General features: G+C 65.0%; 12 protein-coding genes. 2 read left to right on the forward strand and 10 right to left on the reverse strand.

The window, feature by feature from the left end; genetic code table 11:
* Positions 1-136 precede the first annotated feature (136 nt).
* The 10 genes from rlmD to BLR94_RS02080 all read right to left on the reverse strand — a co-directional run bounded on the left by rlmD (position 137) and on the right by BLR94_RS02080 (position 12,285).
* On the reverse strand, positions 137-1,489 hold the full coding sequence (rlmD, locus tag BLR94_RS02035) for a 23S rRNA (uracil(1939)-C(5))-methyltransferase RlmD (RefSeq protein ID WP_084305770.1): 1,353 nt from the start codon (positions 1,487-1,489) through the stop codon (positions 137-139).
* Positions 1,489-2,394, reverse strand: a complete 906-nt coding sequence (cysM, locus tag BLR94_RS02040) for a cysteine synthase CysM (protein ID WP_084305772.1) — start codon at positions 2,392-2,394, stop codon at positions 1,489-1,491. The genes rlmD and cysM overlap by 1 nt, the downstream gene beginning before the upstream one ends.
* 195 nt (positions 2,395-2,589) lie before the next feature.
* Positions 2,590-3,408 (reverse strand): ABC transporter ATP-binding protein, encoded by an 819-nt coding sequence (locus BLR94_RS02045; RefSeq protein ID WP_084305774.1) that lies wholly within the window; start codon positions 3,406-3,408, stop codon positions 2,590-2,592.
* Between the two features lie 39 nt (positions 3,409-3,447).
* The gene (locus BLR94_RS02050; RefSeq protein WP_084305776.1) at positions 3,448-4,512 is read right to left on the reverse strand and encodes a FecCD family ABC transporter permease; all 1,065 of its coding nucleotides are present in this window, start codon (positions 4,510-4,512) and stop codon (positions 3,448-3,450) included.
* Complete coding sequence (locus tag BLR94_RS02055; protein ID WP_084305778.1) at positions 4,509-5,522, reverse strand: FecCD family ABC transporter permease; 1,014 nt, start codon at positions 5,520-5,522, stop codon at positions 4,509-4,511. Before BLR94_RS02055 ends, BLR94_RS02050 begins: the two co-directional genes overlap by 4 nt.
* On the reverse strand, positions 5,522-6,439 hold the full coding sequence (locus BLR94_RS02060) for an ABC transporter substrate-binding protein (protein WP_084305780.1): 918 nt from the start codon (positions 6,437-6,439) through the stop codon (positions 5,522-5,524). The genes BLR94_RS02055 and BLR94_RS02060 overlap by 1 nt, the downstream gene beginning before the upstream one ends.
* Before the next feature lie 174 nt (positions 6,440-6,613).
* A complete protein-coding gene (locus BLR94_RS02065; protein ID WP_208601322.1) occupies positions 6,614-7,561 on the reverse strand; it encodes an alpha/beta hydrolase in 948 nt (315 codons plus the stop codon).
* Positions 7,562-7,783: 222 nt separating this feature from the next.
* Positions 7,784-10,054 carry a FepA family TonB-dependent siderophore receptor gene (locus BLR94_RS02070; protein WP_084305784.1) on the reverse strand — a complete coding sequence of 757 codons (2,271 nt, stop codon included), beginning with the start codon at positions 10,052-10,054 and terminating at the stop codon, positions 7,784-7,786.
* A gap of 160 nt (positions 10,055-10,214) precedes the next feature.
* Positions 10,215-11,576, reverse strand: coding sequence for a sensor histidine kinase (locus tag BLR94_RS02075; protein WP_084305786.1), 1,362 nt, complete (start codon positions 11,574-11,576; stop codon positions 10,215-10,217).
* A gap of 1 nt (position 11,577) precedes the next feature.
* Entirely contained in the window at positions 11,578-12,285 is a 708-nt protein-coding gene (locus BLR94_RS02080; RefSeq protein ID WP_084305788.1) for a response regulator transcription factor, read from the reverse strand.
* Between the two features lie 134 nt (positions 12,286-12,419).
* Between BLR94_RS02080 and BLR94_RS02085 the strand changes: the two genes are divergently transcribed.
* Together BLR94_RS02085 and BLR94_RS02090 are read left to right on the forward strand one after the other, a co-directional pair.
* Complete coding sequence (locus BLR94_RS02085; RefSeq protein ID WP_084305790.1) at positions 12,420-15,188, forward strand: ATP-binding protein; 2,769 nt, start codon at positions 12,420-12,422, stop codon at positions 15,186-15,188.
* 143 nt (positions 15,189-15,331) lie between these two features.
* Positions 15,332-15,600: leucine zipper domain-containing protein (locus BLR94_RS02090; protein WP_139207404.1), on the forward strand; the 269-nt coding region annotated here is incomplete at its 3' end.

The following is a 15,600-nucleotide window of genomic DNA, read 5'->3' on the forward strand; positions in this document are numbered from 1 at the left end:
CTGCGAGCCGGTCGGTTTGACCACATCGGCGCAATCCCTGTGCGCCATTGCACTTATTATCTACCTACATCTCGGAACCTGCCCGAGGCCTGGAGAGGCATCCGATGGACAGTTGCCCAGCGCACCTCCAGGCATGTCATGAACGCTCGAACAGCGCCATCGCCTCAACATGTGCCGTTTGCGGAAACATGTCCAGAATACCGGCTTTTTTCAGTCGATAACCCTGTTGCAACAATTCGCCACTGTCCCGCGCCAGGGTCGTCGGGTTGCAGGAGACGTACACCAGACGGCTGGCTCCGAGGCCCGCAATCTGCTGAACCACCTGCAGCGCACCATCGCGCGGCGGGTCGAGCAGGATGGCGTCGAAACCGCCAGCAGCCCACTCAGCCTCGGTCAGCGGTTTTGACAGGTCGGCCTGATAAAAGTGCGCATTGCCCAGGCCGTTGACCCGGGCATTGTCTGCCGCCCGCTCGACCATGGCCTGCACGCCCTCCACGGCGACCACCTCGCGCGCTTGCCGGGCCAGCGGCAAGGCGAAGTTGCCCAGCCCGCAGAACAGATCCAGCACCCGCTCATCGCCGCGCGGCGCCAACCATTGCAAGGCCTGGGCCACCATCGCCTGGTTGACGGCGGCATTCACCTGCACGAAGTCACCCGGTCGATAGGCCAGTTGCAGGTTCCAGGTGTCCAGGCGATAGCCCAGTTGCTGCGCGGCATCCACCGGCTGAGGCTCACCCTCGCCCTGCAGCCACAACTGCGCACGATGCACCGAGCAGAAGGCCTGCAGGCGCGCCAGATCCACCTCACTCAAAGCTGCGGTGTGGCGCACCAGAACGGCGCTGGCGGTGCCCTGGAACAGCTCGACATGGCCTATCGCGCGAGGTGCCTGCAGCCCACCCAGCAGGGCTGGCAAGGCGCGCAGGATCGGCTGCAGCGGTTCGACCAGCACGGGGCATTCGCCGATGGCGACGATGTCCTGGCTGGCCGCCGCGCGGAAGCCGACTTCCAGGCGCTTGCCGCGCATGTCCCAACGCACGGCGATGCGCGCGCGGCGGCGGTAGGCGAATTCGGGACTGGTCAGCGGCTCGGCCCAGATGTCGGGGCGCAAACCGCCAAGACGCTCGAGCTGTTCGGCGAGCATGCGCTGCTTCAGGGCAAGCTGTTCACCGTGGGGCATGTGCTGCACGCTGCAGCCGCCACACACGCGGGCGTGCACGCACGGCTCGTCGCGCCGCTCGGAACTGGCCTGGAAGACCCGCTCGGTGCGCGCCTCGACGACCTTGCTGCGGGCGCCGAGCACCCGCGCTTCGACCTCTTCACCGGGTAACGCGCCGCTGACGAACCAGGTTCGACCTTCGATGAACGCGATACCGCGGCCGTCGTTGGCCAGACGTTCGACCTTCAGACGCTGTTTCTTGCCGACCGGCACCTGAGCCGTTCGCGTGCCGCCGCTTGGCTGAAAGCGCAGACCGCCATTCTTGCCGGCCATCAGCGCTCCGTGGCGTCGTACACGCCAGTGGACAGATAGCGGTCGCCGCGATCACAGATGATGGCGACCAGCACCGCGTTCTCCAGTTGCCGGGACAGGCGCAGCATGGCCGCGACCGCGCCGCCGGAGGAAACGCCGCAGAAGATGCCTTCCTCGCGCGCCATGCGGCGCATCACATCCTCGGCTTCGGCCTGTGCCATGTCGACGATGCGGTCGACGCGCTCGGACTCGAAGATTTTCGGCAGGTACTCTTGCGGCCAGCGACGGATGCCCGGGATCGCCGAGCCCTCCATCGGTTGCAGGCCGACGATCTGTACAGCGGGATTCTGCTCCTTGAGGTAGCGAGACACACCCATGATGGTACCGGTGGTGCCCATGGAGCTGATGAAGTGGGTGATCTGCCCGCCCGTCTGGCGCCAGATCTCCGGGCCGGTGGTGGTGTAGTGAGCGACCGGGTTGTCGCCGTTGGCGAACTGGTCGAGCACCTTGCCACGGCCAGCGGCCTGCATGGCGAGCGCCAGGTCGCGGGCACCTTCCATGCCCTCTTCCTTGCTCACCAGGATCAGCTCGGCGCCGTAGGCGGTCATCGCCGCCTTGCGCTCGGCGCTGGAGTTGTCCGGCATGATCAGGATCATCTGGTAACCCTTGATCGCCGCCGCCATGGCCAGGGCGATACCGGTGTTGCCCGAGGTGGCCTCGATCAGCGTGTCGCCGGGCGAGATGTCACCACGCAGCTCGGCGCGGGTAATCATCGACAGCGCCGGGCGATCCTTCACCGAGCCAGCCGGGTTGTTGCCCTCGAGCTTCACCAGCAGGGTGTTGCTGGTCGCGCCAGGCAGGCGTTGCAGGCGAACCAGGGGTGTATTGCCGACGCATTCGGCGATCGTGGGGTATTGCGGGGTCATAGCGTCGGTCGAGTCCAGACGGCTTCAGGGGGCGGTCATGATAGCGGCAAAAAGGTTCGAGCCCCACTATCCCCTGCAGCAGCTTGCAGCGTACTGGCGGCCACGCCTGAGCCGCGCCGGGCCCTTGTTTCCAGCCTCGCGGGCCAATGGGCGAAGGCCAGCGAACCAGCGGACCTAAGCTAATAACGGATTGATCTAGCGCCTGGTGACGCCGGCGATCACCGGCGTGCCGCTGAGTGGATCGCGCATCAGTGTGCAGCGCACCTCATAGAGTTGTTCGACCAGCTCTGGCGTGACGATGGCCGCGGGCGCCCCCTCGGCGACGATACGCCCCGCTTTCATCGCCACCAGATGGTCGGCGTAGCGGCAGGCGCTGGACAGATCGTGCACCACCATGACCACGGTCTTGCCCACCGAAGCCAGGTCGCGGATCAGCTCGAAGACTTCGATCTGGTGGCCGAGGTCCAGGGCCGAGGTGGGTTCGTCGAGCAACAGCAAGGGCGTCTGCTGGGCCACCGCCATGGCGATCCACGCACGCTGGCGCTGGCCACCGGACATCGACTCCAGCGGGCGCTCGGCCAGTGATTGCAGGTCGGCCACGCGCAGCGCTTCTTCGACGATGGCCTGATCGTCCGCCGACCACTGGCGCAGCAGGCTCTGGTGCGGCTGGCGTCCGAAACGGATCAGTTCGGCGACGGTCAGCCCGTCGGGCGCCGTGGCGTCCTGGGGCAACAGCGCCAATTGCCGCGCCACCTGCCTGGACGGCAGGCTGCCGATGGCCCGGCCATTGAGCAGCACCGCGCCAGCACTGGGTTTGTGCAGGCGCGACAGGCCGGCCAGCAACGTCGATTTGCCGCAGCCATTGGGGCCGACGATGGCGGTCACCTGCCCTGAAGGGATACGCAGGGACAGGCTTTCGATGATCGCTGCATGGGGGTAACCCAGGCTCAGGTTCTCGGCCTGCAGGGTCACCTCGGCCTCGGGCCGGGTGGCGAACAGGTTGGACGTAGTCATCGGCTCAACTCCGCAGCGGCCGCCGATGGAGGCGGCCTTTCATGTCAGTCTGCGCGACGGCTGGCGCAACAGGATCCACAGCAAATAGGGCCCGCCCACCACGGCGGTGATCACCCCGACGGGAATTTCGATGGGCGCCAGCCAAGTACGCCCGGCCCAGTCCGCGCAGGTCATCAACAGCGCACCCGCCAATGCCGAACACAGCACGGGCACGCCGCGATGGCCGCTCAGGTAGCGGGCCATCTCCGGCGCGGCGAGGGCCACCAGCCCCACCGGGCCGGCCACCGCAACGGCCAGCGCGGTGAGCAGTACCGTGGTGATCAAGGTCAGCAGGCGCATGGCCCTGAGACGCACGCCCAGGCCCACCGCCACGCTGTCGGAAAAACGCATCAGTTCCAGGCGCTGAGCCAGGTACTTGACCAGTGGCAGGCAGAGGATCAGGCCGATACCCAGCAGCCAGATGGCCAGCGCCGGCCGCGCGTTGAGGCTGCCGACCGTCCAGGGATAGGCCTGGTTAGCGGCATCGATATCAGCGCGCGACAGCATCAGGTTGGTCAACGCGCCGAACACCGCCCCCACGGCGATGCCGACCACGATAAAGCGATAGCCACGGGCACCCGCGCCGGCACTCAGGCCGAAAGCCAGCACCGCCGCAGTGGTCGCGCCGGTGAGCGCCAGTGCGGAAGGTGCCAGGGTCGTGGGTACCGCAACGATGGAAGCCACGGCGAAGGCCGTGGCACCGTCGTCGATGCCGATCACTCCCGGGGTAGCCAGGCGGTTGCGCGCCAGGGTCTGCAGCAGGCAGCCGCCCATCCCGAACGCCGCGCCAGTGAGCAGGCCGGCGACCAGCCGCTGCAGGCGCAATTCCTGAACCAGAAACACGTGCATGGGCTCGCCCTGGCCGAAGGCAGCCGCCAGGGCCGTCCACGGCGACAGGCCGGCGGCGCCGGAGGCCAGGCTGACGCCAGTGATGAGCACAATTGCGGCCGAGAGCCCCAGCGCAGCGAACACGCCACGCCTGTTCAACAGCAGGCGCAGCGAGCCGAATGCCAGCAGCCAGTATCCGCTCGGTGCCTTGGGCATGGACGACAGAAGGCGACTCATAAGGTCGGCAACCTGTGGCTACGCACCACGGCGATCAGCACCGGTGCGCCGATCAGTGCGGTCACCACGCCAATCGGCAGCTCGTAGGGGCTGACCAGCAGGCGTGAAAGGATATCGGCGAACAACACGATGATCGGCCCGAGCAACAGCGACACACCGATGGTGCGGCGTATGTCCGGCCCCACCAGGCGGCGTGCCACGAATGGCACCACCAGGCCGACGAAGGCCATGGGCCCGGCGGCCGCCGTGGCGGTACCGACCAGCACGGCGACGCCCAGCAAGGCGCCAAGCCGGGTCAGGCCAGGATGGTGGCCGAGACCGGTGGCCATCTTCTCGCCGAGGGCCAGGGCAGCCAGCGGGCGGATCAACGGCACGAGCAGCAGCAAGCCCACCACCAGGCCCGGCGTACTCCAGGTCAATACGTCCTGAGGGCGACCGGCCAGGGCACCGATGATCCAGAAGCGAATCTCGTCGGCGCTGCGCTGGTCATGCAGCAGAATCAAGGTGCTGATGGCAGTGAGAATGCCCGAGAAGGCTGCACCGGCCAGCACCAGGCGCACCGGATCGTCAGCGACACCACGCACCTGGGTGACCAGCAACACAAGCAGGCAACCCGCCATGGCGCCGGCGATGGCCACACCGAGATTCAGGGTCGCCGCGCTGGCGCCCAGACTGATCGCCACCACCACGGCGAAGGACGCCCCGGCGCTGACGCCCAGCAGACCGGGTTCGGCCAGCGGGTTGCGGGTGGCCGACTGCAGCACCACGCCAGCGGCGCCCAGCGCAACACCGACCAGCACGCCCAGCGAGGTGCGCGGCAGACGCAGTTCGAACAGCACGAAGCGCGCGTCTTCATCAGCAGCGCCGAACAGCGCCCACAGACTCCTCGCGATACCGACCTCACCCGCGCCGATCAGCAGGCCGGCCATGCAGAACAACAGCAACAATGCCAGGCATGCCGGCAGCGCCTGGCTAAGACGCAAGGGTGAAGGGGGCGAGCGGGTCACCATCAGTGGGCCAAGGCCTTCTCCACATCGTCAAGGATGACGCCGGCGGCCAATGGCCCGGCGCCACTGCTCCAGACCTGACCATCGACGCTGACCACCTTCTCGTCACGCACCGCCTTCAGGTATGAGAAAGCGGGCTGCGCTTTCGCCTGGGCCAAGGCCTTGTCGCCATCGGCGTTGAGGGTACCCAGAAACAGCAGGTCGCCGTCGGCACGGGAGAGGTTTTCCAGGCTGAGAATATCACTGTGCGGTTTCTCCGTCAGGCTATCGGCAATGGCCGTACTGGCGAACCCGAGTTGCCGCAGCAATTGTCCCACGAACAGGTGGCTGGACATGACGAACGGCCCCTGTGGGTTCCAGCGCAGCACCGAGACGACCTGACCCGGCTTGACCCGGTCCTTCAGGACGCCGATGCGCTGATCGACCGCTTGCACCGCGGCACGGCCTTCGGGCTCCTTGGCCAGCGCCTTGGCGTATAGGTCCACGTTGATGCGCCAGTCCTCGAAGAACGTCCCCTTGGGAACGATGGTCGGCGCTATCCGGCTGAGTTTCTGGTACTGATCTTCGCTCAGCCCGGTCGAGGCCAGGATCAGATCCGGGCGCAGGGCGAAAACCGCCTCCAGGTTGGTTTCTCGCGCGCTACCGACAATCGCGATGTCACCGGCCTTGTCCCGCAGGTACTCGGATACTCCGGTACTGCCGCGGGTCGCCACGCTGCCTATCGGCTGCACGCCGAGCGACAGCGCGATGTCCAGTGGATTCTCGCCCAGGGTCACCACCCGCTTGGGTGTGTCCCTCAGCACGACGTCACCGAACGCGGTGTCGATGCTGCGCTGCTCGGCCTGAGCGGCGGTAAAGGGCAACAGGGTCAGCAGGCCGACCGCCAAAAATCCTGCGCGCAGGAATAAGGTACCAATCATCGAAACATCCTTCCTTCAGAAGTGGAGCGAACCGCCAGCTACTCGGTGGTAGGCCGGCTCACCCGGGTTGCGGACACGCCGCCAATCACGGTCATGTCCCCGCTCGCCGTCGCCCGTGCGAACCACGGGCAGTACTGCGTCAAAAGTGCCGAAAGGCCTATCAACCTGGCTGATTCAGGGCCGTAGCGGAAACCGTTCAACCTCGCTGTCATCGCCCACGCTCAGACGCAGGGCCAGCCCCAGCGAGGCCGGCAGCATGGGGCCATGGCTCAGATCGGGGAACACCCGATAACCAACCTCGACCCCGGACAGACCGGCCAGGCGACGGGCCAGCTGCTCGGCGGCATCCGCAGGTAGTGCGGCGACGGCCTCGCGGCGGGCACGCACCGTGGCATCCTCCTTCACGCCGCTGACGCCGCCGGAAGGCTTGCCTGCGCCCACCAGCAGCACGAGACTCAACGGAGTCGGCGGCGCGTCGAAGGCTTTCGCCTCAGCGAGGATGAAACCGTTCTGCCACCACAGCGACGGATCCGCCGCGATATACCGCTGGAACGCCTGCGGCCGACTGAACAGGGTATGCAGCACCAGCAGGCCCGCATAGGAATGGCCCCAGAGGCTCTGGCGCTGCGGGTCGACTTCGGCGTGCCGACTCACAAGCGGTTTGACCTCTTGCTCGAGAAAATCGACAAAGACGTCGGCCCCGCCGCCACGGCGCTGGCGCACGATGTCATCGATCACCGGCGCCCCACCCGGCAGCGGCGGCGTGTAATCGTAGGCACGGGCGTTGACGTCGAAGCGCAGGTCGGTGGCATAGCCAACGAAGACCAGCAGCGGCGGCCCACGTTCGTCCAGATCAGCCAGTTGCTTTTCCTGCAGGGCGCCCAGGGCGGCATTGCCGTCGAGCAGGTAGAGCACCGGGTAGCCCGTCGCCGGCGCCGCACGTTTCGGCTTGGCGATCCAGATACGGTAATGACGCTGGCCGTCGGCGGAAGTCATGTCCTGTCGGGCGAACTCGTAGAAAGCAGAACCTCGCTCTGCCAGGGTAGGTCCCAGCGGCCGGGATAGATCAGGCTTGCCCATGGCGATAGCGGTCGTGCTCAGTAGCAGAACGATAACCCTCATCGCTAACCTCATATCCCTGCCACTCCCCTTTGTCGCCAGATCGGCCGGCTCAGCACGTTGAAATCTCCTGATTGAGCGCCCCTGGCCATTTCGCCGATGGACGCGTGATGCTGGCCCGTACCGTGCAACGGCAACCGCACTCCTGGCCTGCTGGCACGAACTGGCACGTGAGAACTCAGAAAGGCTGCTGCCTCCATGGGGAAGCGGCAGCCCGAACGACACTCAGAATGCGGTGGTGAGTGACAGGTAGAGCGCACGACCCGGCTCGTTATAGGTGTTGGCGCCAGCGGTGTTGGCATTGCCTTCTCGATACAGGCGCTTGTCGAAGATGTTGCTGACACCGACACGCGTGCTGACCTGATCGGTGAAGGCGTAACCGGCACTCACCCCCCAGATGTGGTACGGATCGACGGATTCTGTGGAAAGGCCTGAGGCGTCGTTGCGGTTGACGACATTGGTCGGCGCCTCCTGCTCACCGTAGTAGACGGTGCTCAGTTGCAGCGACAGCCTGTCCGAGGCCTGCCAGTCCAGCGTCGAGTTCACGGTGTATTCCGGCGTCAGCGACAGCGGGTTACCGGTGTCCTTGTCGATGGACTCGAGCATATAGGTGAAGTTGGTGTTCCACGACAGGCTGTCGCTGAGCGGGATCAACAGGTTGCCCTCCAGACCTTCGACTACCGCCTTCTTGGCGTTCGACCATTGCAGGACGTTGTAATTGCCGATGGTGCCGAAGATCTCGGTTCCCGCGACGATCTTGTTCTTGTAGTCGTTACGGAAGTAGGTGAGGCTCGAGGAAATCTGTTCTCCCTGGAAGGCGATACCGATCTCTTTGTTGACGCTGATCTCGGCATCCAGGTCCTTGTTGCCCACCAGGTAGCAAGCGCCGGTGGCAATCTGAACCGGACAGCCATTGCCGTTGGTAGCGAGCAGGTAATCGGGATTGCTCTGGTACAGGTTCGGCGCCTTGAAGGCCCGTGCGATCCCGCCCTTGAGGGTGAACTGATCGTTCAGCGCCTGGGAGCCGTTGAGACTGGGGCTCCAGTTGATACCGAATTCGCTGTGCTCATCCAGGCGCAGACCGGGCGTCAGGATGGTGCCGGGCCGCAGCTCGATGTTGTCCTCGACATACAGCGCGGCGATACGCGCCCGGGACACCGAGTCGCGATCCGCCGCGTTGGCCGTGGTACCGGGTATGTTGCCGATGGCACTCGAGCCACCTTGCGTGGAGCCCGGATCGTCGAGCTTGGACTCGCTCCATTCACCGCCGATCGTCACCACTTGCTGGAATACCGCGTCGATGGGCAGGTTGACCTCACCATCGAGGCGATAGTTGTCCAGCACACTGGTGGTATTGGATTCGTTGGCGATCCGCCCTTCACTCCTGCCGCCCAGGCCCTCCTGCAGGCGCGTGTTGCGGGTGGAGTCAAAGGCCAGGGTTAGTCGCGAAGTGCCGAACACCCAGTCGCCAAGATGGCTGATCGCATAGTTCTGCCGATACATACGGTTGGTTTCCGCACCGTTCTCGGCCAGGGTTCCGGTCAGGCCAGTGGGCTCGCTGTTGGCATTCTGCGAATCGCCCGCATAGATATTGCCCTGGCGACTGAAACCGGCCTCGAACTCCAGCGTTTGCTGATCCGACAACTGCCAGGAAAGCAGGGAATTGATGTCACGGTTGCGTACCCCTTCACGCCCTCCGATCAGGTTGGTATCCGGGTCGGCGGCCTGGTGATCGGCATTGATGCCGGGCGAGTCGGCGTCGGTCTTGTTGGCGCTGCCGTATACGCGGTAGGTCAACTGCTCGGTCAGCGGGCCGCTGAGGCTGAAGTTGGCCCGCCGGGTCGCGCCCTCGTCACCATCCTCGGGCAGGTTGGTGAACAGGGTCAGCGAACCGCTCGCCTTGTCGGTCGGGCGCTTGGTGATGATGTTCACCACACCGCCGGCGGCCCCGGAGCCATAGCGCGCCGCCGCCGGACCGCGCAGCACCTCGATGCGCTCGACCTGTTCGGCGGGAACCCAGTTGCTGTCGCCACGGGTATCGCGCTCGCCCCGCCAGCCATAGCGCACGGCATTGCGCGATGTGCTGGGCTTGCCGTCGATCAGGATCAGGGTGTTTTCCGGGCCCATGCCGCGTATGTCGATCTGCCGATTGTTGCCGCGCTGCCCGGAAGAACTGTTGCCCGTCAGGTTGACGCCCGGCATGGTCCGGATGATGTCGGAGAGGTCGTTGACCGGAGGACGCTTCTTGATGTCATCGGCGGTGATCACCGAGACGCCGAGAGCCTGCTTGACTTCCTCTTCGGCAGTCCCCAGTACGCGCGTTTCTTCGAGCTGCAATGCCTGGGAAGAACCTTTCGCGGAAAGACTGCCGCCAGCATCGTGCGTTGCCGCTTCGTCGAGGCTGATTTCAGTGGTCTGGGCGACGACCGCAGCCGGTGTGCTGAACACGAGCAGAATGGCGGTAGCCAGCAGGTTCGGTTTGTACTTCGGGTTCATAGACATCCCCATACCCATGCGTTACGCCCAAAACGGGCAAAATCGGCGGCTTGAAAATGTCGGAACCCTTCTATCGGTCCCCGGAAAGGCGTGTACCAGGCATTTCCCGCCGTCGCGACAGCGCGAATGATATTTCTTGTCATATGAGAGTAAACAGCATTTACATTTTATACATTTGCCGCTCAGGGCCTGCGACCGGTAGCAGCAGGTGCATGCAAAGCCCGCTGTCCGGTGGACTTTCGGCCCACAACCGGCCGCCCTGCAAGGTGATCGCGCTGCGGGCGATGCTCAAGCCAAGGCCGAACCCCCCGTCGCCCGGACGCGAGCTGTCCAGGCGGGCGAAGGGTTCGAAGATGGTCTGCAGATGGTGCACCGCGACCCCCGGCCCCTGATCGCTCACTCGCAAATGCCAGGTGCGCCCTTCGAGCTGCCCGTCCAGCCGCACGCATCCGCCGTCGGGCGAGTGGCGGATGGCGTTGCGCAAGATGTTCTCCAGCGCCTGGGCCAGTCCGTTGAGATTTCCCTGCACACGGCACGCCATCGGCAGTTCGCAGGGCATGCGCGTCACCGACCAGCCGGCTTCGAAACTGGCGTTCTCGGTCAACAGGTCCCAGAGCTGGCCGATGTCCACGGACTCCAGCGGCAGGCTCGGCCGCTCGGTATCCAGCCAGACCAGTTCCAGGGTGTCGCCGACCAGTTTCTCCATCCACCCGACCTCGCGCTCCAGGCGTTGGCGCAGAGCGTTGTCATCGCGCTCGTTCTCCCCCGCCACGCGCAGACGGCTGAGCGGGGTACGCAACTCGTGGGACAGATCGCGCAACAGCTGGCGCTGGAATGTCACGGTACTCTCCAGGCGGCCGGCCATCTGGTCGAAAGTCCTGCCCAGCTCACCGAGTTCGTCACGACGGCGGGTCACTTGCTTCCCCACCCGGGCCGACAGGTCGCCGGAACTGAGCGCGTTTGCCTGGCGCCGCAATATCGCCAGGGGCGCCATGAGCACGTGGTACAACAACGCGCCGAGCAGAATCGCCACGGTGGCAGGCAACACCTGTTGCAACAGTATTTTCCAGAGGTCGAGATGCTTGCGCGGATTGAGGCGCTGCGGCAGTTCCATTACCAGGCGCGCCTTGCCGTCGCTGAACGGCACGTACAGCGGCGGGTTGCCGCCGGGACGGCCCAGCGAACCGTCGATGGGCCGGTTGAACTCCAGGTATTGCGATTGCTCTTCGCTCAAGACGCCCGAGGACAACGAATGCCGTCGCTCGTCGATCACCACCGCCCAGACTCCCTCGCGCTCACGCAATTGGCGGAGGAAATCGTCGACACCCGCTCGGCCCCGTTCGCGCCAAGCTTTCTCGGCCTCTCGCGCATAGTCGGTGAGGATGGCCCTGGCCGGTTCGGACAGCCGCGAGGTCGCCTGAACCAGCAGGCGGTCAAGGTCGACGTGCAGGCTGACCAGCAACAGGAAAAACAACGCCAGTACCCCGACCAGCTTCCAGAACAACGAATGTCGCCCGGGCATCTCAGCAATCCCGGCCGGTGAGCACGTAACCCTTGCCCCACACCGACTCCAGGCGCATGCCGCTGTAGCCGATCTGCTTGAGTTTGCGCCGCACGTTGCTGACGTGCATGTCCAGGCTGCGGTCATGCTGTGCATAGCCACGGTGCAGGACGTGCTGATAAAGGAAGGCCTTGCTGAGCACCTCTTCGGCGTGCCGCGAAAAGGTTTCCAGCAGACGGTACTCGGTAGGTGTCAGCAGCGCCCACTGGCCGTCATGGCAGACATCGGAACGGCCCTCGTCATGTTTCAGCGCGCCCTCCTGCAAGGGCGGTTGCTCACGTCGCTCATAGGCCACGCGCCGCAGGATGGCCTCGATACGCACACTCAGTTCACCGAGGCTGAAGGGCTTGGGCAGGTAATCGTCGGCGCCCTTGCTGAACCCGGCGATGCGATCCTGCTCGGCGCCCAGGGCAGACATCAGGATCACCGGCACATGACGCCGCTCACGCAATCGCTGCAACACGTCCAGGCCATTGCTGCCGGGCAGCAGAATGTCCATCAGGATCAGCTCGAAGTCCTGCTCCTCGGCCAGGCGCAGCCCCTCGCGGCCATCACCGCTGACGGTGACCTCGAAACCGCAATCCTGCAGGTGGGCCTGCAGGTGGGAGGCAAGGGCCGGATCATCCTCGACCGCGAGAATACGAATGGCACGGATGGCCGGCGACGTCATGGCAAGAGCACCCTGAAAGCAAATGCGAATGATTCTACCGATTAACGGCATGCCCGGTAAGCAACCGAACGCCAGGCGAGCGTGTACCCGGCGGAATCGCTACACTGCCAGGCATCGCTGAAAGGGGACGTCGCGTGTTCAAGGAAATCGGCATCAAGGGCCGGGTACTCATGCTTACCCTGCTACCGACCAGCCTGCTGGCGCTGGTACTGGGTGGCTATTTCATCTGGATGCAACTCTCCGGGCTACAGGCGCAACTGCTGCAGCGCGGTCACATGATCGCCGAGCAATTGGCGCCCCTGGCGGCGCCCGCGCTGTTGCACGGTGACAAATCGCTGCTGCAGCGCATCGCCAGCGAAGCCCTGGAGCAGCCGGACGTGCGCGCGGTGAGTTTTCTCGCCACGCAGAACGACCGCCTGGCCCATGCCGGCCCCAGCATGCTCAACACACGGCCGACCATCGACAGCGACACCGTGGACGTCGCCCAGCGAAGCAGCCAGGACGCGACCCGCTTTCTCCTCCCGGTAATGGCCCAGCACCTGACCCTGAGCGGGGACGAGCAGTCCACCGCGGGCAGCGACCCGATCGGCTGGGTAGAGCTGGAACTGTCGCACCACAACACCCTGCTGAGCGGCTACCGCAGCCTGCTGACCAGCCTGTTGCTGGTGGTGACCGGGCTGATCATCACCGGCCTGCTGGCCCTGCGCATGAGCCGCAGCATCAACGACCCGCTGCTGCGTATCAAGCACGGCGTCGCCCTGCTCAAGGACGGCCACCTGGAAACCCGCCTGCCACCGCTGGGCAGCCACGAGCTGGACGAGCTCGCCTCGGGCATCAACCGCATGGCCGAGTCGCTGCAGAATGCCCAGGAGGAAATGCAGCACAGCATCAACCAGGTCACCGAGGACCTGCGGCAGAACCTGGAGACCATCGAGATCCAGAACATCGAGCTGGACTTCGCCCGCAAGGAAGCCCTGGAAGCGAGCCGCATCAAGTCCGAGTTCCTGGCCAACATGAGCCATGAGATCCGCACACCGCTCAACGGCATTCTCGGTTTCACCAACCTGCTGCAGAAAAGCGAGCTGAGCCCGCGCCAGCAGGACTACCTGAGCACCATCGAAAAATCCGCCGACAGCCTGCTGGGCATCATCAACGAGGTGCTCGACTTCTCCAAGATCGAGGCCGGCAAGCTGGTGCTGGAGAACATCCCGTTCAACCTGCGCGACCTGTTGCAGGATACCCTGACCATCCTCGCCCCGGCGGCTCACGAGAAGCAGTTGGAATTGCTCTCGCTGATCTACCGCGACACCCCGGTGGTGCTGTCCGGCGACCCGCTGCGCCTCAAGCAGGTACTCACCAACCTGGTCAGCAACGCGATCAAGTTCACCCGCGAAGGCAGCATCGTCATGCGCGCCATGCTCGAGGAAGAGACGGTCGATCGCGCCCAGTTGCGTATCAGCGTCCGCGACACCGGTATCGGTCTCGCCGATGAAGACCTGCGTGCGTTGTTCCAGGCCTTCAGCCAGGCGGACAATTCCATCTCGCGGCAGGCCGGCGGCACCGGGCTCGGCCTGGTGATATCCAAGCGCCTGATCGAACAGATGGGTGGCGAAATCGGCGTGGAAAGCACCCCTGGCGAAGGCTCCGAGTTCTGGGTCAGCCTGAGCCTGCCCAAGGCCCGCAGCGATATCGAAGACCAGCCCAGCGCGCTCGCCGGGCGCAGGGCTGCCGTGCTGGAAGCCCACGAACTGGCGCAACAGGCGTTGCAGCATCAACTGGAAGACTGCGGCCTGCAGGTCAGCGTATTCAGCGACCCGAACAGCCTGTGCGAAGCCGTCGTCACCGCCAGCCGCAGCACGCAACCGTTCCATTGCGCGGTGTTCGGCGTAACGGCGAACTACCTGCCCGCCGAGCAGCTCGGCAAGTACGTCTGGGACCTCGAACACCTGGGCTGCAAGAGCGTGGTGCTGTGCCCCACCACCGAACAGATCCAGTATCAGGACTGCGTGCCCGACTGGCACGCCCAGCTGCAAGCCAAACCGGCCTGCACGCGTCGCCTGCAGCGGGCACTGATCGACCTGCTCGTTCCAAAGCGTCCACGCCAGCAGGCACGCCGCAGTGCCACGCGCTCGCCGGCCATCCTCTGCGTCGACGACAATGCCGCCAACCTGCTGCTGGTGCAGACCCTGCTCGACGACATGGGCGCAGCGGTCACGGTCGCCAGCAGCGGCTTCGACGCCCTGGCCATTTCCCGGGAACAGGATTTCGACCTGGTGTTCATGGACGTGCAGATGCCGGGGATGGACGGACGCCAGACCACCGAGGCCATCCGCCAGTGGGAACAGGACAACGCGCGCACACCGATGCCCATCGTTGCACTGACGGCGCACGCGCTGGCCAACGAGAAGCGCACCCTGCTGCAGAGTGGCATGGACGACTACCTCACCAAGCCGATCAGCGAGCGGCAGTTGGCTCAGGTGGTACTCAAATGGACAGGCCTGCCGTTGCAGGGCGCCACCCAGGACCATGCACCGGTCGAGAGCGTCGCGCTGCCCACCGCCATACTGGACGACGAGGAAGGCCTGCGCCTGGCCGCCGGCAAGCCCGACCTGGCTGCCGATATGCTGAACATGCTGCTGGACGGGCTGCCGGGCGATCTTCAGGCCATCCGCCAGGCCCGCGCCGACGGCGACCGCAACGCATTGATCGAGCGTATCCACCGCCTGCACGGGGCGACCCGTTACTGCGGCGTGCCACAGCTGCGCGCCGCTTGCCAGAACAGCGAAACCCAACTCAAGCAGGATCAGCCCATCCGCAGCAGCGGGCTCGATGAATTGGAGCAGGCGATAGCGAGCCTGGAACAGCTGGCCCGTTCCGATCAGGGTCGCCCTGGGGACCGTTGACGTTAAGGGCGAGCCGCGTTGCCGCGAGAGACCTCGCCAGGCCGGGCGGCGAGCCGCTAGGTGTGATCTCTCAGTAGGTTGTTCATCCGGGGCATTCCCGGAATTCTGGAAGTGCGACCAACCAAGCACTCCAGGAGCCCCGGATGAACCTACATAAACATGCCCGTCTTACACCTCGAGGTCGAGCCCTTCTTATCCAACGTATCGAGCAAGGCTTGCGTGTCGAAGATGCTGCGCAGGCGGCGGGCGTAAGCGTTCGAACCGCCTACAAATGGCTCAGACGTTTTCGGGAGGAAGGTGAGGCGGGTCTGCAAGATCGTTCATCGCGACCCAGACACTGCCCACACGCCACTTCAGACGCTTTGCGTGAGCGTCTTGTCGAACAGCGCCGGGCACGCAAGACCTATCGACA

The organism is Phytopseudomonas flavescens, from assembly GCF_900100535.1.
Classification (GTDB): domain Bacteria; phylum Pseudomonadota; class Gammaproteobacteria; order Pseudomonadales; family Pseudomonadaceae; genus Aquipseudomonas; species Aquipseudomonas flavescens.

Excerpts from the sequence above, each read along its gene's own strand:
- rlmD (WP_084305770.1), bottom strand. The coding sequence starts at position 1,489 with ATGGCCGGCAAGAATGGCGGTCTGCGCTTTCAGCCAAGCGGCGGCACG.
- cysM (WP_084305772.1), bottom strand. The coding sequence starts at position 2,394 with ATGACCCCGCAATACCCCACGATCGCCGAATGCGTCGGCAATACACCC.
- BLR94_RS02045 (WP_084305774.1), bottom strand. The coding sequence starts at position 3,408 with ATGACTACGTCCAACCTGTTCGCCACCCGGCCCGAGGCCGAGGTGACC.
- BLR94_RS02050 (WP_084305776.1), bottom strand. The coding sequence starts at position 4,512 with ATGAGTCGCCTTCTGTCGTCCATGCCCAAGGCACCGAGCGGATACTGG.
- BLR94_RS02055 (WP_084305778.1), bottom strand. The coding sequence starts at position 5,522 with ATGGTGACCCGCTCGCCCCCTTCACCCTTGCGTCTTAGCCAGGCGCTG.
- BLR94_RS02060 (WP_084305780.1), bottom strand. The coding sequence starts at position 6,439 with ATGATTGGTACCTTATTCCTGCGCGCAGGATTTTTGGCGGTCGGCCTG.
- BLR94_RS02065 (WP_208601322.1), bottom strand. The coding sequence starts at position 7,561 with ATGAGGGTTATCGTTCTGCTACTGAGCACGACCGCTATCGCCATGGGC.
- BLR94_RS02070 (WP_084305784.1), bottom strand. The coding sequence starts at position 10,054 with ATGAACCCGAAGTACAAACCGAACCTGCTGGCTACCGCCATTCTGCTC.
- BLR94_RS02075 (WP_084305786.1), bottom strand. The coding sequence starts at position 11,576 with ATGCCCGGGCGACATTCGTTGTTCTGGAAGCTGGTCGGGGTACTGGCG.
- BLR94_RS02080 (WP_084305788.1), bottom strand. The coding sequence starts at position 12,285 with ATGACGTCGCCGGCCATCCGTGCCATTCGTATTCTCGCGGTCGAGGAT.